Genomic DNA, 20,877 nt, shown 5'->3' on the forward strand with positions numbered 1-20,877 from the left:
CTGAGAAGTCATGTCTCACTTACCATCAACCGTCCTGGAACGAGTTTTCGAGCGGGCACGGCAGCGGCCGCAGGCAATCGCCCTCCGCCGGTGCGACGGCAAGAGCGCGCTGCGGTATGCCGAACTGGTGTCCGAAGTGAACGCGCTTGCCGCGGCACTTCGCGCGCAGTCGGTCTCCCCGGGTTCTCGCATACTTGTCCTCTCGGACAACGGACCCGAGACCTACCTGTCGGTACTGGCCTGCGCGAAACTCGGAGCGATCGCTGTCCTGGCCGACGGCAGTCTGCCGCCGGCCACCATCGATCGTTTCGGCGAAATCACCGACCCGAGCGCAATGCTCGTCGCACCCGGGAGCAGGGCCGAGTTGTCCGCGCTGTCACAGAAGCTGCACTCTATACCGGCGGTGGAGGTCGAACTCAACACCCACGCCGGGAACATCGCCTCCTCGCTTGACGATTACCGATGCCCGGAACGTGGTGCCGACGATCCGCTGGCCATGATCTTCACCAGCGGGACTACCGGCGAGCCGAAGGCCGTACTCCTGGCCAACCGCACCTTCTACGCCGTCCAGGACATCCTGCGTGAATCCGGCCTGAACTGGGTCAGTTGGGTGGACGGTGAGACCACCTACTCGCCGCTGCCGGCGACCCACATCGGCGGATTGTGGTGGATACTGACCTGTTTGATGCGCGGCGGGCTGTGCATCACCGGCGGTGAGAACACCACTTCGTTGCTGGAGATCCTCAGCACGAACGAGGTCGCGACGACTTGTGTGGTCCCGACCTTGCTGTCCAAACTGATCGCCGAACTGAAGGCAACCGACGAGAAGGTGCCGTCGCTGCGCCTGCTCGGGTATGGCGGGTCACGGGCGATCGCGGCCGACGTCCGGTTCATCGAGGCGCTGGGCGTGCGCACCGCGCAGGTCTACGGTCTGAGCGAAACGGGTTGCACCGCTTTATGTCTGCCGACCGACGAAGATTCGATCGGCAAGATCGAGGCGGGTGCGGTGGGACTTCCCTATCCCGGAGTCGAGGTGTATCTGGCAGGTCCGGACGGATCCGGGCCCACACAGGGTGCGGCACCGGGCGCATCCTTCGGCACACTCTGGATCAAGTCTCCGGCAAACATGTTGGGGTACTGGAATAATCCCGAGCGCACCCGGGAGGTTCTCGTCGACGGATGGGTCAACACCGGCGACCTGCTCGAGCGTCACGAGGACGGCTTCTTCTACATCAAGGGCAGATCGTCGGAGATGTTCATCTGCGGTGGTGTGAACATCGCGCCCGATGAGGTCGACCGGATCGCGGAAGGCGCCGAGGGTGTCCGCGAAGCCGCGTGCTACGAAATTCCGGACCCGGAATTCGGGGCCCTGGTAGGTCTGGCTGTGGTGCCGTCGGCGGAGCTGGACGAGCCGGCAGCCCGCAAGCTCAAGCAATTGATCGCGGCACGCTTCCGGCACCAGTCGGAGTCGATGGCGCGACCCTCGACGATCGCCATCGTCTCCGAGATCCCACGAACCCAGTCCGGCAAGGTGATGCGGGCCTCACTGGCCGCTTCGGTCGGCACCATCGGGGTGGCCGCTCGTGGCTGAGACAATCAGGGAGAGGATTCTCACTGCGGTGTGCGATGTCTTGTACATAGATGAAGCGGAACTGCACGATGGCGACCGCACCGATCTTCGGGACCTCGGGCTGGATTCCGTCCGCTTTGTGCTGCTGATGAAGAAGCTGGGCGTGGACCGGGAATCCGACGTGCCGTCCCGCCTGGCAGGTGATCTCTCGATCGCTGGATGGGTTCGGGAGCTGGAGAATCTGTGTGAGCGCGCCTGATATCTGGGTTGACCGCATCCCGCTGAGCAGATCGCAGCAGAACCTCTACAACGGGGTGCTGCAGGACGGTGATCCGTCGTTGTACCTGATCGGCAAGACGTATCGCTTCCACCCACTGCCGCTGCCGAGATTCCTGGCCGCCCTGGAGGCGATGGTCTGCCAGAACCCGGTACAGCTCTGCGTTCTGGAAACGCCGACCGCCGACAGTGGATACCCGTATCTCGTGCCGCGCCTGCGGTTCGGCGACATCGTACGCGTGCGGTCCGGCGATCCTGCCGGCGCGCACGGCGATTTCGAACTTCCTCGCACCTGGTCCACCGGCATCCTCGATACCGCCCTGGTGCGGTACACCGTGCGGACGGACCAGAACGGTGACGTGTCCGGACTCGACGTGCATGCGCACCATATCGTGGTCGACGGTGGTGCCACCGCGATCATCGAAGCCGATCTGGCGCGTCATCTCGCGGCCGCCGGGGCCGATGAATTGCCCTCTGTCACGGTTAATTTGGCCATGGCGGCGGCAGCTCACCGCCGGGAAGAAGCCAAGGTCGACGAGGCGCTGCAGCGGTTGGGTGCCGCCGTGCAGCGCGAGCTGGCCCAGGATGCTCGCCATGGTGGGGCGGCTCAGAGCTCGCATGCCGCCGGGGCCGCCGCCAAAGGTGTTCTCCGGGAATCCGTGACAGTCGGCGGCGAGAGGTTCGAAGCGCTTCTTCGCCTCTCCGAGGCGGAGCAGGTACCGCTGAACGTGTTGGTGGCCACGGCGGCGCTGGCGGTGGACGCTGGCATGCGGCACAGCACCGACGCACTTCTCGTTCACGCGGTGGACAACCGGTTCGGCGATCCAGCTCTCGATGTCGCTACCTGCCTGGTGAATTCGGTGGCGCACTCAGTCAGGTTCGCGCCGTTCGCGTCGGTGCGTGACGTGGCTCGGGCGGTTGACCGGGGCTATGTGAAAGCTGTGCGACGCCGGTGGCTGCGCGAAGAGCATTACCGGCGAATGTATCTGGCGATCAACCGGACCTCCCAGGTCGATGCGCTGACTCTCAACTTCATCCGCGGGACGTGCGCCCCCGGCCTTCGCCCGTTCTTGGTCGAAGCGCCGGTCGTAACGGATATCGGCCCTGTCGAGGGCAGGACGGTCGCGAGTGTGCTGGACGAAAGGCAGCGCACCCTGAACCTGGCCATCTGGGATCGCGCGGATCTGCAGAAGTCCAGGGCAGGGCTTCCGGTCGCGGACCGGATCGCCGCGGCGCTCGAAGTGATGGTGAGCCGGTGGGATCAGCCCATCGCCAAAGCTGTCGGCGAGTGGTTCAAGGTCGGTCCCGACGGCTCCATCGGCCCCAACGGCTCCATCGGCCCTGGCGACGTCGAGATCGAGTCGCCCCGGCCGCGCGCCTGGTTTCTGGACGAAGCCGGCGGTGTTCGCGCGGGGCTTCGGCGCCGTGCGGCGGTCGGGCGCTGGGTTGCCTGGTTGGTGCTCAACGGCGTTGCGCCCGGCGACGTCGTGGTGCTCACCGACGACGACACCGACCGCACCATCGACTGCCTGATCGCGTGCCACCTCGCGGGCTGCGGATACAGCATCTGCGACACCCCCGAACAACTTTCGGCGCGGGCACAGGCGGTAACCGGGCACGTGGCGGGCGCGACAGCGCACCTGCTCGACGTTAGCGAGATCGAGCTTCCGACGGCCATGGATGACGACGTGCTGGTCGCCGAGCGTCTTGGGCAGGTGGCACAGGACATGTCACTCGACACGAAAACGGCCTATCTCATGCCGACGTCGGGTTCCACCGGGCAGCCCAAGCTGGTCCGAGTCACCCACGGATCACTCGCGTTGTTCTGCGCCGCGGCGGCCAGAACCTACGGCTGGGGGCCCCGGGACACCGTGCTCCAGTGCGCGCCGCTGACCTCGGACATCAGCGTCGAAGAGATCTTCGGTGCCGCAATCAGCGGATCGGACCTGGCCCGCACCACGACGATGAAATCGGGCGACCTCGTCGGGCTCACCAGGGATCTGACTGCAACCCGGGCGACGGTCGTCGACCTGCCGACCGCGGTGTGGCACCTCTGGTGCGAAGACGGAGAGGCGCTGGACGCAATCCACGGCTCGCGTCTTCGGCAGATCGTCATCGGCGGCGAGGCCATCCGCCCCGCCGCCGTCGACAAATGGATGAATTCGGCTGCCGCACAACGAATCGCACTGCTATCCAGTTATGGACCCACCGAGACCACCGTGGTGGCAACCTATTTGCCGATCGCCTGCGACGGAACGGCCATCGCCACCGAAGCGCGGCAGCGGCTGGGGCGACCGATACTGCCCGGCACGGTGTTCATCGCCTTCGGCGAGGTCGTCATCGCCGGGGATCTGGTCGCCGCCGGCTACCTCGGGGCCGAGGATCCCAGCTTCGGCACCGTCACCTTCGATGACGGATCGCCGCGCCGCGCATTCGCCACCGCGGATCGAGTGGTCCTGGACGCAGCAGGATTTCCGGTGTTCGCCGGCCGCAAAGACGACGTCGTCAAGGTCTCCGGCAAACGCATCGATACCGCGGAGATCGCCCGGCGCATATCCGCGGACGCCGCGATCGGCGACGTCGCCGTCGAGGTGCACAACGGGCGTCTGGGGGTGTGGTTTCAAGCCGAGCCGAACCGTCAACAGGATGAGGCAAAACGCATCCGAAGCCTGTTGGTGAGCAACGGAATATCCTCCTTCTTCGTGGTCGCAGCGGGGAATATCCCGAGAAAACCTAACGGCAAACTCGACAGCGAACACCTGCGAGCCATGCCCGAGTTCGCCGACACGGTGCATGATGACACCGAAATGGGACAAACGGCAGCCGATCTGGCACGGGTGTGGAGCCGGCACCTCGGGACGGTCATCGAGCCGAACTCCTCGCTGCTGGCCGCGGGCATCGGTTCGTTGGACCTCATCAGAATCCTGCCCGACACTCGAAAGACTCTGCGACGCCAAGTCTCGATCCTGGATTTGATCAGTGCCGACACCGCCGCCAATCTCGTCACCGACGTGGCTGCCGCCGCGACGACCGCGTGGATGGACCCGGCCACCGCCACCGAAATACAGGGTGACCTCGATGGTTTGCGGGCACCAGCTGCCGCCGCCCAAACCCACGTCACCCGGGGCGGCGACGGCCCGGTCATCGTGTTAGGCGCGTCAGGCATCCTGGGCACCGGGTTCGCGGGGGCGATGCTCGACCTGAAACGGTCCGGAGTTCGGTGCCCGGATGTGGTCCTGGCGGCCCGATCGCAACCGGAGCACAGTCCGTGGTCCGATCTCCGCGATGTCGAAGGCTTTCGGACGAAACGGCTTTCAGACGACTTCGGGGCAACGGAACTGGACGCGTTGATTCGGGACTCCGGAGCCGCAACGGTGATCAACTGCATAGGTAACACCAACGTGCTGGTGCCTTATCGCGAACTTCGCACGGCGAACGTCGATCTCGTCTCCGCTCTCGTCAGTGTGTGCGCGGCCCGCGCTGTCAGACTGGTGCATTTGTCGACGTTCGTCGTCAACGCGGACGTCACCACTGCCCACGTCACCGACCCGCGAGCCGCGCCCTATCCCTACGCGGCATCCAAGTCGCTGGCGGAATTGGTGGTAGCCGGTGCACCCGACGGGCTTGACTTCACGATCGTGCGATTGCCCCGGGTGTTAGGCGAGGACTGGCAGTTGCGGGACTCCGCCGACATCCTGGTATCCGTCGTGGATGCCTGCGTCGCGCTGGGGGCGCATCCCGCGCTGAGCCTGATCGAGGAGGTCACCACCGGCCGCGCTGCCGCGGCCGCGATCTTGCGCCTCCTACCGGAGGTGGCGGGCGCCCGGGCGCTGGGGCGGGGCATCACCGTGGTGCGTGGTGCGGCAGTGGACTACGCACAGTTACTCGGCGGATTTGCCCTCGACGAGCTGGAGGTGGCGCAGTGGAAGCAACTCCTCGACGACAGTGATTGGGCGACGGCGAACCCGCGCCGGTGGTCGGTGGTTGATGCGTGGGTGAGCCTGGGCATGCGGTTGGGGGCACGCTCGTACGCCGCGTACCTCGCGGACTACCCGACCATCGCCGTCGACGTCGAATCCGTCGCCGAACTCGCCGCCCCACCGGAGTCGGTCGACACCGTGCTGGCCAGAGGTTTCCAGCGTGTCTGATCGGGTCAGGCCTGAAAAACCATGACGGCGAACATGATCGCCATACCCGCGGCTGTCATCGCCTGGACGGCGGTGCCCAGTCTGGCACGCCAGACCCGAGTCCGTCCGCGGCGCCGCAGCGTCAGGAAGAGGTAGCTCCAGACGAAGGTGGCGACCACGAACACGCCGACCCAGATCCAGTTCACCGTGGTGATCCACCCGTGGTCTGCCGGCGGCGCCGCCATCTCTGGCATGTCCATGGCGGTCATGTTCGGCATCGATGGACGTGCGGGTGTCAGATGTCCACCCATCGCGGCGTACATCCACGCCATCGCCGCCATCTTCAGCGCGTGGTAACCGCGCACCAGGCTTATCCCCACCATCCGGGCGGCAAGGACGGCGGTGACCAGGAACCACAGCGCGGCGGCCAGGAAAAACGCTTCGGCCGGGGTCGAGGGTAGCCTGAGCGCCTCCGGCCAGGCCATCGTCGCCATGGCGATCGTCATCGTGACATGCAGTGCGTGGCTGACCACCGAGGTCGAGGATCGCCGGTCGGTGACGAGGGCGAAGCCCACGGCGCCGAATACGAATAGGCCCGTGACTACCCACCGGAGCGGCAGATCGTCGATCATGCCGCCGTCACCCGGTGATGTTTCTCGGCGATAGCCCCCACAATGACCGAACAATATGCGCTGCGGCCGGCGAGAGCTACGACGCGCGGTCGTAAGCTGCAAGGGTGGATGATGACGCGCCGAGCGCAGCCACGGCCGCGCGCGCTCCCCGTTCGCTCTCGATGCGGACTGCGGCACTGGCCGGTGGGTTTCTGGCGGTCGTCATCGCGTTGGCCGGCTACGGCGTGATCTCCGGGCCGCGTCGCTACGCCGAAGCCGGCAACCCGTTTCCCGGTGCGTTCGTCAGCGCCGCCGAACCGGTCGGGTATTTCGTCGCGTCGTTGGCGGGTGCGCTTTGTCTCGGCGCGCTGCTCCTGGTCGTGGTGACGGCGGTGCCGGAGTCCGACGGTCTGATCGACGCGGCAGCGTTCCGGATTCACCTGTTGGCCGAACGGATTTCGCTGGTCTGGGTGCTGGCGGCCGCATCGATGGTGGTTATCCAGGCGGCGCACGACACGGGGGTGCGGCCGGGTGTGCTGTTGCGCCGCGGGGCGGTGTTCGACGCCATCGGCGTCTCCGAGGTGGCCCGCGCCTGGATCGTGGTGGCCGTCTTCGCCCTTCCGGTTGCGGTGACTCTGCGTTTGAACACGCGCTGGCTCGGCCACGCGGTGCTGCTCGTCCCCACCGTGATCGCCGTTGTTGCCACTGCGGTCACGGGAAATGCGGGTCAGGGGCCCGACCACGACTACGCGACCAGTGCCGCGATCGTCTTCGCGGTTGCGGTGTCGGGGTTGACCGGGCTCAAGGCGGTCGCAGCGTTGACCCGAACCACGGCCAACCGTTCCGTACAGGTGCTGCAGGTGGGCCTGGGCGCACTGGCGGTGTGCTACGGCGCCGTGCTGCTGTACCTGCTGGTGCCCGACTGGACGTTCGGGTCGGACTTCGCGCGCCTGGGGCTGGTCGCCGGCACTCTGGTGACCGGCGTGTGGTTGTCCGACTGCTGGGCCCTGCGCAGCGCGATGCCTCGATCCGCCGGCACGGCCGCCGCGCTGGCCATGGTCGTCGCCGGGGCGGCTGTCGCCGCGACGGCCGTTCAGATCGCGCCGCGACTCCTGGTGCATCGCTTCACCGGTTGGGATGTGTTCCTCGGTTACGAGCTGCCGCAACCACCCACCATCGCGAGTGTGCTGACATTGTGGCGCTTCGACAGCTTGGTGGGAACGGCCGGCGTGGTGCTGGCGCTCGGATATGTGGCCGGCTACGTGCGCTTGCGCCGCAACGGAAATCCTTGGCCGGTCGGCAGATTGATAGCCTGGCTGGCCGGTTGTGTGTCGTTGGTGTTCACCAGCAGCTCGGGGGTGCGTTCCTACGGCTCAGCCGTTTTCAGCATGCACATGGCCGAACACATGATCCTGAACATGTTCATTCCGGTGCTGCTGGTGATGGGTGGTCCGGTCACCCTGGCGCTGCGAGTGTTGCCGTCCGCCGGCAAAGGTCACCCCCCGGGGCCTCGTGAATGGCTGACCTGGCTGTTGCATTCCCGGGTCACGGCCTTCTTCTCGAACCCGATCATCGCCTTCGTGCTGTTCGTCGGCTCGCCGTATGTCGTCTACTTCACACCGCTGTTCGACACGCTGGTCCGCTACCACTGGGGCCACGAGTTCATGGCGGTCCATTTCCTGCTCGTCGGGTACCTCTTCTACTGGGCGATCATCGGAATCGACCCGGGGCCACGCCGGTTGCCGTATCCGGGCCGCATCGGTCTGCTGTTCGCGGTCATGCCGTTCCACGCCTTCTTCGGCATCGCGCTCATGACGATGGCCGAGCCGGTCGGCGACACGTTCTACCGTTCGCTCAACCTGCCGTGGCTGCCAAGCATCATCGCCGACCAGCACCTGGGCGGCGGAATCGCGTGGAGCCTCACCGAAGTTCCGGTCATCATCGTCATCGTGGCGCTGGTCACCCAGTGGGCGCGGCAGGACCGCAAGGAAGGTTCCCGGGGCGACCGGCACGCCGACAGCGACTACGCCGACGATGATCTGGAGGCATACAACGCAATGCTGCGCGAGTTGTCCCGGATGCGGCGCTAGCCGACGACGGTGAAGTTGCCCTCACCTTTCAGGGCGGCCTGGACTTGTTCCCGGGTCAGTTCGACATTGGTCGAAACGCGCACGGTGGACGCACCTTCGGTGTTCAGGTCGATGTCGACGGCGGTTACCGGCCGCAATGCGGTGAGCGCGGTGGTGATGGTTCCCACACACCCCTCGCAGTGCAGCCCGGTCACGGAGAATGTCTGCTCGGCCATGGGCGCAGTCTACCGGGGACCCTGAATCCCCCGACCGTGAAGCGGGACGGTGGGGGTACCAAAGTTGCGCAGCCGCAGGCTATTTGACACTACGAAGAACGACGAGAAGGCCATTGCGGCACCGGCGATCAACGGATTGAGCAGGCCCGCGGCGGCGACGGGGATGGCCGCCACGTTATAGCCGAAGGCCCACACCATGTTCATCCGGATGGTCCGCATGGTCGCGCGTGCCAGGTCCAGGGACTGCGGCACGATGTCGAGGTCGTCGCGCACCAGGATGATGTCCGCCGCGCCGATCGCCACGTCGGTGCCCCGGCCGATCGCCAATCCCAGATCGGCACAAGCCAGTGCGGGCCCGTCGTTGATCCCGTCGCCGACCATCGCCACGGTCGCGCCCTCAGCCCGCAACCGCTCGATCGTCTCGACTTTGCCCTGCGGCAAGACGTCGGCGATCACCGTGTCGATGTCGACCCAGGCGGCGACGGCGTCGGCGGCAGCCTTGTTGTCGCCGGTGAGCAGGATCGTGCGCATCCCGCGGCGGTGCAGCGCGGCGATCGCGTCCGCAGCCGACACCTTCACGGAGTCGGCGATCGCGACGGCCGCACAGGCCACGCCGTCGACCGAAATGAAAACCACCGTCTCGCCCCGTGACTCGCCGGCTCGCCGGGCCGAGTCGAGGACTTCGTCGCCTGCCGCATCCCGGGTGACCCACGCCGGCTTGCCGACTTCGACATGGCGGCCGTCGACGACTCCGGCTACTCCGCAGCCAGCTACGGCAACAAAGTCCTTGACCGGCAGCGGTTCTGGCGATGCGGACACAATCGCGGTCGCCACCGCGTGCTCGGACGCCGCTTCCACCGCGGCGGCGAGGGCCAACACCTCGTCGCGTTCGTGCCCGTCCACGGTCGTCACGGTGCTCACGCTCAATGCGCCGACCGTCAGCGTCCCGGTCTTGTCGAAGACGACGGTGTCGATGCCGTGCACCGTCTCAAGCGCGCGGTAGCCCTTGATGAAGATCCCGAGCTGGGCACCCCGACCGGAGGCAACCATCATGGCCGTCGGCGTCGCCAGTCCCAAAGCGCACGGGCACGCGATCACCAGCACGCCGAGCGTCACCGAGAAGGCGCGTTCGGCGCCGGCGCCGCTGATCAGCCAGGCCGCGCCGGCCAGCAACGCGATCGCGAACACCGCCGGGACGAACACCGCGGAGATGCGATCGGCGAGGCGCTGCGCGCGCGCCTTCTGCGCCTGGGCCTCTTCGACCAGGCGGACCATGGCGGCGAACTGGGTGTCGGCGCCGACCGCGGTGGCCTCAATGATCAGTCGCCCGTCGAGCACGACGGTGCCGCCGACCACCTCGGAGTCCGGACCGGCGCGCACCGGCTTGGCTTCACCGGTCATCGCACTGGTGTCGATGGCGGCGGAACCCTCCACGACGACCCCGTCGGCCGCGATCGTCTCGCCCGGCCGGGTGACGAAGCGCTGCCGCTTCTTGAGCTCACCGGCTGGGATGACCAGCTCCGACTCGTCATCGAGCAGCACGGTCACATTGCGGGCGCCGAGTGCGGCCAGGGCGCGTAGCGCACCGCCGGCCTTCGACTTGGCGCGCGCCTCGAAGTATCGGCCGGCGAGCACGAAGACGGTGACGCCTGCCGCGACTTCGAGGTAGATGGCGTCGCTGTGCAGAATCGCCTGCCAGACGCCGTGTGTCTGGCGAGGCTGCTTCGGGACGAATGCCGTTGCCAGCGACCACACCGTGGCGGCCACAATGCCGACCGAGATCAGCGTCTCCATCGACGCCGTCCGGTGTCGGGCGTTGCGCAAAGCCACCACGTGGAACGGCCACGCCGCCCAGGTCACGATGGGGGCCGCCAACGCGGCCAGCACATAGCCCCATCCGGTGAATCGGGCGCTCGGCACGATCGCCAACATGCTGGACAGGTCGGCCAGCGGCACGAACAACACCGCGGCGATCAGCAGCCGGCGCAGCAGGCTGCGGGCGTGCCGGGCGTCGGGGTCGTCCCCGGGGCCGGCCGGCGAACCGGACTCGGTGTGCGGGACCGCCTGGTAGCCCGCCTGGGTGACCACCTCGCACAGTTCCTCGACGCCGGCGTCGACGGTGTCGATGGTGGCCACCCGGGTGGCGAAGTTCACCGACGCGCGGACGCCGGGAACCTTGTTCAGCTTGGTCTCGACCCGGCTCGCGCACGCCGCGCAGGACATGCCGGACACATCGAGCCGGACACGCTGCCGCTCGGAGTTCTCCACAAGCGGAGTCGCCACGGTTCTCCTCGGTTCAAACAGGTACGCCCAGCGTACAAGCGGTGTCAGCAGCTGATGTCGAGTGTGCACTGGGGGTGCAAATCAAGAGCGCGTTCCCCGCCCTGGCTGCACGCTCGATGAAAGCCAATTAGGAATTGACGGCAGCGTGCTCGCGGACGAGCGCGCACACGCTCCACTGGCCGGGCACGCCTTTGAGCTCCCGCTCGCCCCGGCTGACGAACCGGTGGCGCGAGCCGGTGACGATATCGCGCACGGTGGAGGACACCAGGACCTCGCTGGGTCTTGCCAGCGCGCCCACCCGGGCTGCGATGTGCACGGCCATCCCGGCTACATCGCTCTGCTGGGCGCCGCGCACCTCGACCTCACCGGCGTGGATGCCGACCCGGATCTCGATGCCCAGCACGCGCACCGCTTCGATCGCGGCGTCGCCGCAGGCCAGTGCGGCGCTGGGGCTGGTGAACGTCGCGACGAAGCCGTCACCGGCGGTGTTGACTTCTTGGCCGCCGAACCGCTGGATCTCGTGGCGGACGATGGTGTCGTGGTTGTCGAGCAGGTCGCGCCATCGGTAGTCGCCGAGCTGCGCGGCGCGCTGCGTCGAACCGACGATGTCGGTGAACACGATCGTGGTGAGCACGCGTTCGGCATCGCCACCACCGCGCACCCCGGTGACAAATTCTTCGATCTCGTCGAGCATGGCCGCGGCGTCGCCGACCCAGTAGAGGGTGTCCTCGCCGGGAAGTTCGATCAGGCGCGCGGCGGCGATCTGATCGGCCAGGTACCGGCCGTGCTCGATGGGACTGAAGTTCCGGTTGTCGCGGTGCAGCACAAGTGTCGGCGCGGCGATGCGTGGCAGGGTGTCGCGTACGTCGGCATGCCGGACGGCGGTGATGATGGCCCGGGCCATGCTCGGAGAAGCGGCCCGGTTGCCCGCCATGTCCCACCATGAGCGGAACGCGTTGTCGGCTGCCACCGATGGAGCGATGATGCTCAAAATGTCGAAGCCCTGCTCGACGGCGTCGGGTTCGATGGCGACGGTGGTGAAGGGATCCGTGGCATCGATGTCGTGGCCTATCGGGTAGTCGGGCGCACGGAGCGTCCGAGCCGCGCCGTTGATGCACACCAGGCTGCTGACCCGTTCGGGATAGTCGGCCGCGAGGACCAGGCCGGTCATCGTGGTGAAGCCGGGAGCCAGGATCGTCGCGCGCTCACAGCCGACGGCGTTCATCACCGCGATCGCGTCCTTGGCCCAGTGCTTCGGCCCGATCATGTCCGCCGACGACACCCGTGACGAAAGCCCGATGCCGCGCTGGTCATAGCGGATCACCCGGGCGAACGAGGCCAGGCGCCGGTGGAACCGGTACATCGACGGCTCGGCGTCGACGGTGTCGATCGGGATGGACGGGCCGGGCAGCACCAACAGGTCGAGGGGGCCATCGCCGAACACCTGATAGGCGATGTCCACCTCGCCACAGGTTGCATAGCGAGTCCGGGGAGCCTGCGCCACAAATACAGGTTAGTAAGTGCGACCGACACTTTCACTTGAGGTCCCCGGGCGGACGCGAGATGAGGGGACTCAGGTTCGGTCTGTCTTCTCGCCCGGCAGGTACTGCTGCATCTTCTGCTTGATCCCCTGCTTGATGAACCCGGCCGCATCCTCGTCACCACCGACCACCGCGTGGACCAACGACTTGGCCTGCTCGAAGGTGGCGTGCGGCGGGATGGGCGGAACGTCGGGGTCACAACGCACATCGAGCACCGTGGGGCGGTCGGCGGCCAGTGCACGCTCCCACGCCGAACCCAATTGCGCTGCCTCGTAGAGGTTTTCACCATGCAGACCCAGGCTGCGCGCGAATGCGGCGTAGTCCACGTCCGGAAGCGTCTGGGACGCCTCGAACTTCGGTGAGTCTTCCATCGCTCGCATTTCCCACGTGACCTGATTCAGGTCGTTGTTGTGCAGAACCGCGATGATCAATCGGGGGTCGGTCCACTGCCGCCAGTACTTGGCAACGGTGATCAGCTCGGCCATGTTGTTCATCTGCATCGCCCCGTCTCCGACGAAGGCGATGCCCGGTCGGTCGGGATGAGCCCATTTCGCGCCGATGACATACGGCACCCCCGGGCCCATGGTGGCCAGCGTTCCCGACAACGACCCACGGACGCCGGCGGTGAACTTGAGGTGGCGGGCATACCAATTCGCCGCGGACCCCGAGTCAGCCGTGACGATGGCGTTGCTCGGCAATCGCGTCGACAGTTCGTGGAAGATCCGCATCGGATTGACGGGGTCGGCGTCGGTCATCGCCTGCCGCTGCGCGGTGTTCCACCATTTCGCAACGTGCTTCTCGACGGTCTCCCGCCACGTTCGGTCGGATTTGCGCTGAAGCAACGGAATCAATTGCTGCAAAGTAGTTTTGGCGTCGCCGACCAGATTCAGCTCATACGGGTAGCGCATGCCGATCCACTTTCCCGACCGGTCGATCTGCACCGCGCGAGCCTGGTCCAGTTTCGGCAGGAACTGAGTGTAGGGAAAGTTCGATCCGACGGTGAGCAGGGTGTCGCAGCCCATCATCAAGTGCCAGCTGGCCGTGGTGCCCAACAACCCGATCGCCCCCGTCACCCAGGGCAGGTCATCGGGCAGCACGTCCTTGCCCAGCAAGGCTTTCGCGGCGCCGGCTCCCAACAGGTCGGCGACCTGGGTTAGTTCGTCCACACAATCGCGAGCTCCCTGCCCCACCAGCATGGCGACCTTCTCACCGGCGTTGAGCAGTTCGGCGGCCGCGCGCACCGCTGCGTCATCGGGGCTCATGCGGGCGGGGCTCAGTCCGAGACTGGACGGAACCTGCTTGAACGCGTGCGTCGGCGGTTCATACTTCAGCTCGAACACGTCGGACGGGACGATGATGCAGGTCGGGCATCCTTCGCTCACCGCGATGCGGATCGCCCGGTCAATGAGATTCGGCAATTGCTTTGGCACGGTGCACATTTGGACATAGTCACTACAAACGTCCTTGAACAGGCTGAGTAGGTCCACTTCCTGCTGGTAGGAACCGCCCATTGCCGACCGCTCGGTCTGCCCGACGATGGCGACCACTGGGACATGGTCGAGCTTGGCGTCGTAGAGGCCGTTGAGCAGGTGAATTGCTCCGGGACCGCTCGTCGCCGCGCACACGCCGACGCTGCCGGAGAACTTGGCGAAGCCGACCGCCTCGAATGCGGCCATTTCCTCGTGACGGGCTTGCACGAACTGAGGCTGATTTCCGGCCCGCTGCCAGGCAGCGAGCAGGCCGTTGATCCCGTCACCGGGATAACCGAAGACCTGTTTGACATTCCATTCGCGGAGTCGGGACAACAACACGTCGGCAACGGTTTCGGACACGGTCACTCTCCTGCCTGCCGGAAATCTGGCGAGAAACATTCGGGCGAGCGTCGAAAGCTGGGAAGTGTGGCTCGCGGCCGATGCTGACGCCTTACCCGTTCCGCATTGCCCGAAACGTCCGTCGCCCCGGGTCCCACCCCGATTGGGTCGCGGAATTACCCGCCGATGATCGGAACGAGGTAGCGCGCGGCGTACTCGCGCACCGCCGGTTCGTCGGAGGTGTCGAGGCGGTCGGTGGGAAACACGATGATACCCACGGCGACGCGCAACAGAATGTCTGCGATGTTGGCCAGGTCGGCGTCCGGGATGTCGGCGCCGCATCGGCGGAGGGTATGGGCGATGCCGTCGGCGAACCGGCCGATCGGGAAGACGTCCGAACGTGAGAACATCCCGAACAACTCGGGTTCACTCTCGGCGATGCGCGAATACAGCCGTGAGTCCCCGATCAGTCGCACGCCCAGTGCGAACGCCTCGACGACGGCCTCCTGCGGGCTGCGGCCCGTGGTGGACTGGTTTAACGTGGTGAAGAACAACTCCGCCTCGCGCCGCACCACCGCTTCGAACAGCTCGTCTTTGGTAGGGAACCGCCGATAGATGGTGCTGCGACTCACTCCGGCCCGGACAGCGACATCTTCGATATTCGCGCGTCGCACGCCGTAGGTCTCGAAGACCGAGCGTGCGGTGTCCAGGATGGTGTCCTCGACGGACGCGGTGCTGGTGCCCGTAGCCCTCGTCGCCATGCTCAACTACTACTTTCCCCCGCCCGGCAGTGACGCCGGGGAACTCACCGCTCGAAATGGTAGCGTGAAACAATAGTACGTCTTTGTGTCTCTGCTTCAACGGTGCTAGGGGGCGCCGGAGGGGATTGTGATGAGTACGAGTTTCGACGTCGGCGTCCGGGAAGCGACGCCGGTCGTGGACGACGTGATCGACGACACGGCGCCTGTGCTGGGCCCGGATTCGCTGATCTGGAAGTTCTATGGCGATTACCGGACCCAGCTGTTCGGGTTCCAGCGCGTCGCCGGCACCGAGAACTGCATTGAACAGCTCGCTCAGGGCGTGCTCGATCATTCGGTGGTGTTCAGCGACACGCTGGGCCGGGCGAAGCGGACAGCGCCGCCCCTGATGAAAACCGTCTACTCTGACGACCCGCACGGCTGGGGCCGTACCGTGCGGGACTTCCACAAGCCGATCAAAGGCACCGTCCAGGACGGCTCCCGGTACCACGCTCTGAACCCGGAGCTCTTCTACTGGGCGCACGCCACGTTCGTCGACCAGGTCCTCTACAACGCCGACACCTTCATCCGGCGCCTGTCGCATGCGGAGAAGGAACAGATCTTCGACGAAAGCAAGGTCTGGTTTCGCCTGTACGGTGTCAGTGACCGGGGCCAGCCGCAAACTTACGACGAGTTCGTCGAATATTGGGACGGCATGCTCGACCGCTTCGTGCCGCACCGGACCGTTCTGTACGGCACCGGCTACATCCGCAAGGGGCTGCCGGGTCCCCGCAGGATTCCCCGCCCGATCTGGCGGATCCTGTCCGCCCCGCTGAACGCCTACGCCCGGCTGGTCATCGTCGGGACCTGTCCGCCACAGATGCGCGAAGTGTGCGGATTGGCCTGGGATGCCAAGAAGGAGAAGCGGTTTCAGCGTTTCGCTGCCGCAGTGCGGGCGTTGAATCCGCTGATCAACCGGTTACCGGTGCGGTTGGTCTACGCATCCTGGGCCGTCGACGCGTGGGCGCGGGTCGGTGTGGATCCGCGCAAGGTGAACAACTAACGGGCAGCGGTATACGGCAGCAGCGCCATCTCGCGCGCGTTCTTGATGGCCGTGGCCACCTGGCGTTGCTGTTGGACGGTCAGCCCGGTGACACGGCGGGATCGGATCTTCCCGCGCTCGGACAGAAACAACCGCAAGGTGTTCGTGTCTTTGTAGTCGACACGCTGCATCCCAAGGCTTTTCAGCATGTTCTTCTTGGCCACGGGTTGCAGGGCGGTGCGGAGCTGTCGTTTCGGTCGCGGCGCCATCACCAGCTCGCTTTTCGTACGCCGAGAAGTTGGCCGCAGTGGGCTAGCTCGCGCACCTGGACCCTGGACAACCCGAACTTCCGTAGGTGTCCGCGTGGTCGGCCGTCGATCGAATCACGGTTGCGCACCCGGACCGCACTGGCGCCACGGGGCTGGCGGGCCCACCACCTCACCGAAACCCTCTGCGCGGCCGATGACTTGGCGCACCGCTGACATGACGGCCTCCTCTGATTGCTTGGACAAGAGCCGCGTCGGACTGTAGCTTTAATGAAAATGATTTTCAATAAGGGGTGAGAGATGCGGACTCCGGTGCTCCTGGTAGCCGGTCAGGGCTCCAGCGATGAGGTGACCGGGACACTGTTGCGGCGAGCGGGAACGGCCGTGGTCGAGCACCGGTTCGACGGTCAGGTGGTCCGCCGCACCGTCATCACCTTGGACCATGGTGAGTTGCGCACCTACGAGGAAGCGCTGGAGTTGGCGCACGGGTGCCTGTCCTGCACCATCCGCAACGATCTGCTGGTGCTGCTACGCAAGCTGCATCGACGCTCCAACGTGGACCGCATCGTCGTGCACTTGGCGTCGTGGCTGGAGCCCGAACCGGTCTGCTGGGCTATCAACCACGTCAGGGTTCGGGTCGGTCCCGGCTATTCGGACGGACCCGCCGCGCTTGACGTGCGGATCGCCGGGGTGGTGACATGCGTGGATGCCGACAGTTGGCTGGAGCAATCACTCGGCGACGACATCCTGCCGGACGGACGGACGGTGGCTCAGGCCGCCGTCGGGCAAGCAGAGTTCGCCGACCTGGTGGTGCTGACGCGTCCCGAGCCGGTCACGTTGGCGGTGCTGCGTCGCCTTGCGCCCCGGGCGCGCATCACCGTTGGCAGCGATCGCGTCGAACTGGCACTGGCAAACCTGGACGAGCAGTCACGGCGGGGCCGTACTGACCATCCGCACGGACCGCTGCTGGCGGGATTGCCGCCGCTGGCTCCCGACGGCGGAGTCAGCCTCGTCGAATTCAATGCGCGCCGCCCGTTCCACCCCGAGCGTCTGCATGCCGCGGTAGATACGTTGCTCGACGGTGTGGTTCGCACCCGCGGGCGGCTGTGGCTGGCCAACCGACCTGACCAGGTGATGTGGCTGGAGTCGGCCGGCGGCGGTCTACGGGTCGCGTCGGCCGGGAAGTGGCTGGCGGCCATGACCCAGTCGGAGGCCGCCTACGCCGACCGGGAGCGCCGTTTGTTCGCCGATCTGATGTGGGAATACCAGCACGGCGATCGGCACACCGCGATGACGGTGCTCGTCTGCGGCGCCGATCCCGCCGACGTCACAAATGCGTTGAATGCCGCCCTGCTGACGGACACCGAAATGGCTGATCCAAATTCCTGGAGCGGCTACCAGGACCCGTTCGGTGACTGGCACCAGGATCCGTGCCACGAGCTGCCGGACGAGGCGGGGGAGTTCTCGGCGCACCGCAACGACGGGCGCAGCGGATGAAGCCGGACATCCATCCCGACTAGCACCCGGTGGTGTTGCGGGACGCCGACGCCGGCGCGATGTTCGCGACCCGGTCCACACTGACCAGCTCCCGCAGCGTCGAGTGGATGACGCCGGCCGGTATAGACATATCCGCTGGTGGAGGTCGAAATGTCGGCGCAATCCCATCCGTTCTGGACAGGCACGCAGCGCACCCTGGACTCTGCCGGCCGCGTGGAGCGTTTCCACCGGCGGTACGAATCGCGATCGAGATAACTGAAACCACGGACGCACCCGATCTTCGGATGCCATTGTGACCGTGGGTCACCACTGTGTTTCCATGGTTGACAAAGGGTCGAAGCGATCGAGGGATGCAGCCGATGAATCTCGTCTTGCAGGCGATCGATTCGGTTGCCAGCAGGTTGGCAAACCCCGCACGGGAATCCGACCCCGACAAGCTGCGCGACGCCGTCGCGGGCAGGACCGTGCTGGTCACAGGCGCGTCCTACGGCATCGGCGAGGCGGCCGCACGCAAGCTGGCGGCGGCTGGGGCGACCGTATTGATCGTGGCCCGTTCGGCCGACCGCCTCGAGGATGTCGCCGCCTCGATCAATACGGGCGGAGGACGGGCCGTTGTCTATCCGACCGACCTCAGCGACGAAGCCGCCGTCAGCGTGCTGACAAAACAGATCAACGAGAATCACGGTCCGCTCGACATCATCGTGAGCAACGCGGGCAAGTCGCTGCGCCGGTCGCTGCACGAGCAGTACGACCGCCCGCACGACTTTCAGCGCACGATCGACGTCAACTATCTCGGGCCGATCTGGTTGCTGCTCGGGTTGCTGCCGGCCATGCGCGAAAACGGCGGGGGGCACCTGGTCAACGTGTCCAGCGTCGGCGTGCGGGTGGTCCCCGGGCCGCAGTGGGGGGCATACCAGGCGTCCAAAGGGGCTTTCGACCGGTGGTTGCGCAGTGTGGCACCGGAATTGCACGTCGACGGCATCGACGTGTCGACGATCTACTTCGCGCTGGTCCGCACCCGGATGATCGAACCGACGCCGCTGCTGGGTCGGTTGCCCGGACTGACACCCGACGAGGCCGCCGACGCCGTGGCGAAGGTCATCATCGAACGGCCCCGTACCAACGAGCCGCCCTGGGTGTGGCCGGCCGAGATCGCGTCGGTGCTACTGGCCGGGCCCGCCGAACGCGCCGCCCGCTTGTGGTACAGCCGCTTCTTCGCCGAATCCGGCAGAGGAGCCCGGCCGTGACGGACAGCGTGATCGGCACGACGGCCCGTGCGATGCTGTCGTCGGGTCTGCTCGACCCGCCCGGCCCCGCCGTGGCACTGCGTGTGGCCCGCGAGGTCCGCCGGGGTGGGACCAATCTCTGCACCATGTTGGCCGTATCGGCGGCGCGATGGCCGCAGCGCACCGCGATCATCGACGAGGACGGTGCGCTGAGCTACCACGAGCTGCAGTCGTTAGCCGAATCGCTGGCCGTGGAACTGCTCGATGCCGGCGTTCGGCCCGGGCAAGCGGTCGGTGTGATGGCCCGCAACGGGCGCAACTTTGTGGCGGCGGTATTCGCCGCGGCGCTGGTAGGCGTCGATGTGGTGCTGGTGAACACCGAGTTCCGCGCCGACGCCCTCGCAGGCGCGCTGGGTGCGCACCAGATCCGAACCATGTTCTGCGACAGCGAGTTCACCGATCAGATAGCGGCGACCGGGGAACCCATCCGGATCATCGATCCGGCCACAGTCGAACCCTGCCTGGCCGTAGCGCGACCCAGGGTGGCCCGGTCCGGTCGGATGGTGTTGCTGACCTCGGGAACCACCGGGATCCCGAAGGGAGTGCCACGCAGCCCGCACTTGAGTTCGGGAGTGGGTGTCAGTGCGACCATTCTGGCACGCACCGGCCTGCGGGTCGGCACACGAATCTCCCTGGCGGCACCGATGTTTCACGGCCTCGGCTTCGGCATCCTGATGATGGCCATCGCTCTGGGTGGTACCGTGCTGACCCGCCGGCGCTTCGACGCTGAAGCCGTACTGGCGCAGGCGTCGCTGCATCGCGCCGAGGCGATGAGCGCGGTGCCCATCATGCTGGCCCGGCTACTGGATCTGCCGCAACGAGTTCGGGCCCGAAACCCGTTGCCTTGCTTGAAGATTGTGATATCCAGCGGTGACCGGCTGGACCCCGGCCTGGCGCGTCGGTTCATGGACGTCTACGGGGACGTGCTGTACAACCTGTACGGCTCGACCGAGGTGGGCATCGGGTCGCTGGCCACACCACAAGAGCTGCGCCGTTTTCCGGAGACGGTGGGCAGGCCGGTCGCCGGATGTCCGGTGCGCATCTACAACCGCAACGACCGACCGGTCGGGCCACGGGTCACCGGCCGGATATTCGTCGGCGGCGGGCTGGCCTCCGACGGCTACACCAGCGGCGGCGGCAAGACCGTCATCGACGGGATGACGAGCACCGGGGACATGGGTTATCTCGACGAGGGCGGCCGCCTTTACATCGTCGGCCGCGAGGACGACATGATCGTCTCCGGCGGCGAGAACGTCTATCCCCGCGCTTTGGAGAACGCGCTTGCCGGACACCCCGAAGTGGCCGAGAACGCGGTCGTCGGCGTCGCCGATGCGCAGTTCGGCAAGCGCTTGGTCGCCTTCGTGGTGCCGCGGGAAGACAGTTCGCTCGACGCGCCGGCGCTGCGAGAATACCTGCGGGGCAAGGTGTCCCGATTCGAGCAGCCCAGGGACATCAACATCGTCACCAGCATCCCGCGTAATCCGGCGGGCAAGGTGGTGCGCCGGGAGCTGTCCGGCTAGCGGAC

16 protein-coding genes and 1 pseudogene are annotated in these 20,877 nt (G+C 66.4%); 9 read left to right on the forward strand and 8 right to left on the reverse strand.

Going from position 1 to position 20,877, the window contains the following annotated elements; translation table 11 throughout:
- The first annotated feature begins 10 nt into the window (after positions 1–10).
- From fadD10 to JX552_RS01570, 3 genes are read left to right on the forward strand one after another with little or no spacing between them, the layout of a single operon-like run.
- On the forward strand, positions 11–1,591 hold the full coding sequence (gene fadD10, locus JX552_RS01560) for a fatty acid--CoA ligase FadD10 (RefSeq protein ID WP_205875780.1): 1,581 nt from the start codon (positions 11–13) through the stop codon (positions 1,589–1,591).
- Positions 1,592–1,595: 4 nt separating this feature from the next.
- The gene (locus tag JX552_RS01565; protein WP_205878152.1) at positions 1,596–1,829 is read left to right on the forward strand and encodes an acyl carrier protein; all 234 of its coding nucleotides are present in this window, start codon (positions 1,596–1,598) and stop codon (positions 1,827–1,829) included.
- Positions 1,816–5,994 (forward strand): AMP-binding protein, encoded by a 4,179-nt coding sequence (locus JX552_RS01570; RefSeq protein WP_205875781.1) that lies wholly within the window; start codon positions 1,816–1,818, stop codon positions 5,992–5,994. The genes JX552_RS01565 and JX552_RS01570 overlap by 14 nt, the downstream gene beginning before the upstream one ends.
- 5 nt (positions 5,995–5,999) lie before the next feature.
- Here the strand turns inward: JX552_RS01570 and JX552_RS01575 are convergent, their stop codons facing one another.
- Positions 6,000–6,605 (reverse strand): DUF5134 domain-containing protein, encoded by a 606-nt coding sequence (locus tag JX552_RS01575; RefSeq protein WP_205875782.1) that lies wholly within the window; start codon positions 6,603–6,605, stop codon positions 6,000–6,002.
- A 161-nt stretch (positions 6,606–6,766) separates the two neighbouring features.
- Here JX552_RS01575 and JX552_RS01580 point away from each other — a divergent pair, with 161 nt between their 5' ends.
- Positions 6,767–8,674, forward strand: a complete 1,908-nt coding sequence (locus JX552_RS01580) for a cytochrome c oxidase assembly protein (RefSeq protein ID WP_205878153.1) — start codon at positions 6,767–6,769, stop codon at positions 8,672–8,674.
- Here JX552_RS01580 and JX552_RS01585 read toward each other — a convergent pair.
- From JX552_RS01585 to JX552_RS01605, 5 genes are all read right to left on the reverse strand, one after another.
- Positions 8,671–8,889, reverse strand: coding sequence for a heavy-metal-associated domain-containing protein (locus tag JX552_RS01585; RefSeq protein ID WP_205875783.1), 219 nt, complete (start codon positions 8,887–8,889; stop codon positions 8,671–8,673). The two genes, JX552_RS01580 and JX552_RS01585, sit on opposite strands and share 4 nt — an antisense overlap.
- 9 nt (positions 8,890–8,898) lie before the next feature.
- Positions 8,899–11,172, reverse strand: a complete 2,274-nt coding sequence (locus JX552_RS01590; protein WP_205875784.1) for a heavy metal translocating P-type ATPase — start codon at positions 11,170–11,172, stop codon at positions 8,899–8,901.
- 127 nt (positions 11,173–11,299) lie between these two features.
- Positions 11,300–12,676: an adenylate/guanylate cyclase domain-containing protein gene (locus JX552_RS01595; RefSeq protein ID WP_205875785.1), complete on the reverse strand. Its 1,377-nt coding sequence runs from the start codon at positions 12,674–12,676 to the stop codon at positions 11,300–11,302.
- A 69-nt stretch (positions 12,677–12,745) separates the two neighbouring features.
- Positions 12,746–14,545: a thiamine pyrophosphate-requiring protein gene (locus JX552_RS01600; protein WP_205875786.1), complete on the reverse strand. Its 1,800-nt coding sequence runs from the start codon at positions 14,543–14,545 to the stop codon at positions 12,746–12,748.
- Positions 14,546–14,700: 155 nt separating this feature from the next.
- Entirely contained in the window at positions 14,701–15,285 is a 585-nt protein-coding gene (locus tag JX552_RS01605; RefSeq protein WP_205875787.1) for a TetR/AcrR family transcriptional regulator, read from the reverse strand.
- Positions 15,286–15,415: 130 nt separating this feature from the next.
- Between JX552_RS01605 and JX552_RS01610 the strand changes: the two genes are divergently transcribed.
- Positions 15,416–16,324 (forward strand): oxygenase MpaB family protein, encoded by a 909-nt coding sequence (locus JX552_RS01610; RefSeq protein ID WP_205875788.1) that lies wholly within the window; start codon positions 15,416–15,418, stop codon positions 16,322–16,324.
- Here JX552_RS01610 and rpsR read toward each other — a convergent pair.
- Positions 16,321–16,572, reverse strand: coding sequence for a 30S ribosomal protein S18 (gene rpsR, locus JX552_RS01615; RefSeq protein WP_205875789.1), 252 nt, complete (start codon positions 16,570–16,572; stop codon positions 16,321–16,323). The two genes, JX552_RS01610 and rpsR, sit on opposite strands and share 4 nt — an antisense overlap.
- Complete coding sequence (locus JX552_RS33890; RefSeq protein ID WP_431196030.1) at positions 16,572–16,841, reverse strand: uS14 family ribosomal protein; 270 nt, start codon at positions 16,839–16,841, stop codon at positions 16,572–16,574. The genes rpsR and JX552_RS33890 overlap by 1 nt, the downstream gene beginning before the upstream one ends.
- 28 nt (positions 16,842–16,869) lie before the next feature.
- Here JX552_RS33890 and mrf point away from each other — a divergent pair, with 28 nt between their 5' ends.
- The 4 genes and pseudogenes from mrf to JX552_RS01640 all read left to right on the forward strand — a co-directional run bounded on the left by mrf (position 16,870) and on the right by JX552_RS01640 (position 20,872).
- Positions 16,870–18,066, forward strand: coding sequence for a ribosome hibernation factor-recruiting GTPase MRF (gene mrf / locus JX552_RS01625; protein ID WP_205875790.1), 1,197 nt, complete (start codon positions 16,870–16,872; stop codon positions 18,064–18,066).
- 29 nt (positions 18,067–18,095) lie between these two features.
- Positions 18,096–18,321 (forward strand): annotated as a pseudogene (gene rpmE / locus JX552_RS01630) (50S ribosomal protein L31).
- 104 nt (positions 18,322–18,425) lie between these two features.
- Complete coding sequence (locus tag JX552_RS01635) at positions 18,426–19,313, forward strand: SDR family NAD(P)-dependent oxidoreductase (RefSeq protein ID WP_205875791.1); 888 nt, start codon at positions 18,426–18,428, stop codon at positions 19,311–19,313.
- A gap of 32 nt (positions 19,314–19,345) precedes the next feature.
- Complete coding sequence (locus JX552_RS01640) at positions 19,346–20,872, forward strand: AMP-binding protein (RefSeq protein ID WP_205878155.1); 1,527 nt, start codon at positions 19,346–19,348, stop codon at positions 20,870–20,872.
- The last annotated feature ends 5 nt before the right edge of the window (positions 20,873–20,877 follow it).

The sequence above is a fragment of the Mycobacterium gordonae genome (assembly GCF_017086405.1).
Classification (GTDB): domain Bacteria; phylum Actinomycetota; class Actinomycetes; order Mycobacteriales; family Mycobacteriaceae; genus Mycobacterium; species Mycobacterium gordonae_D.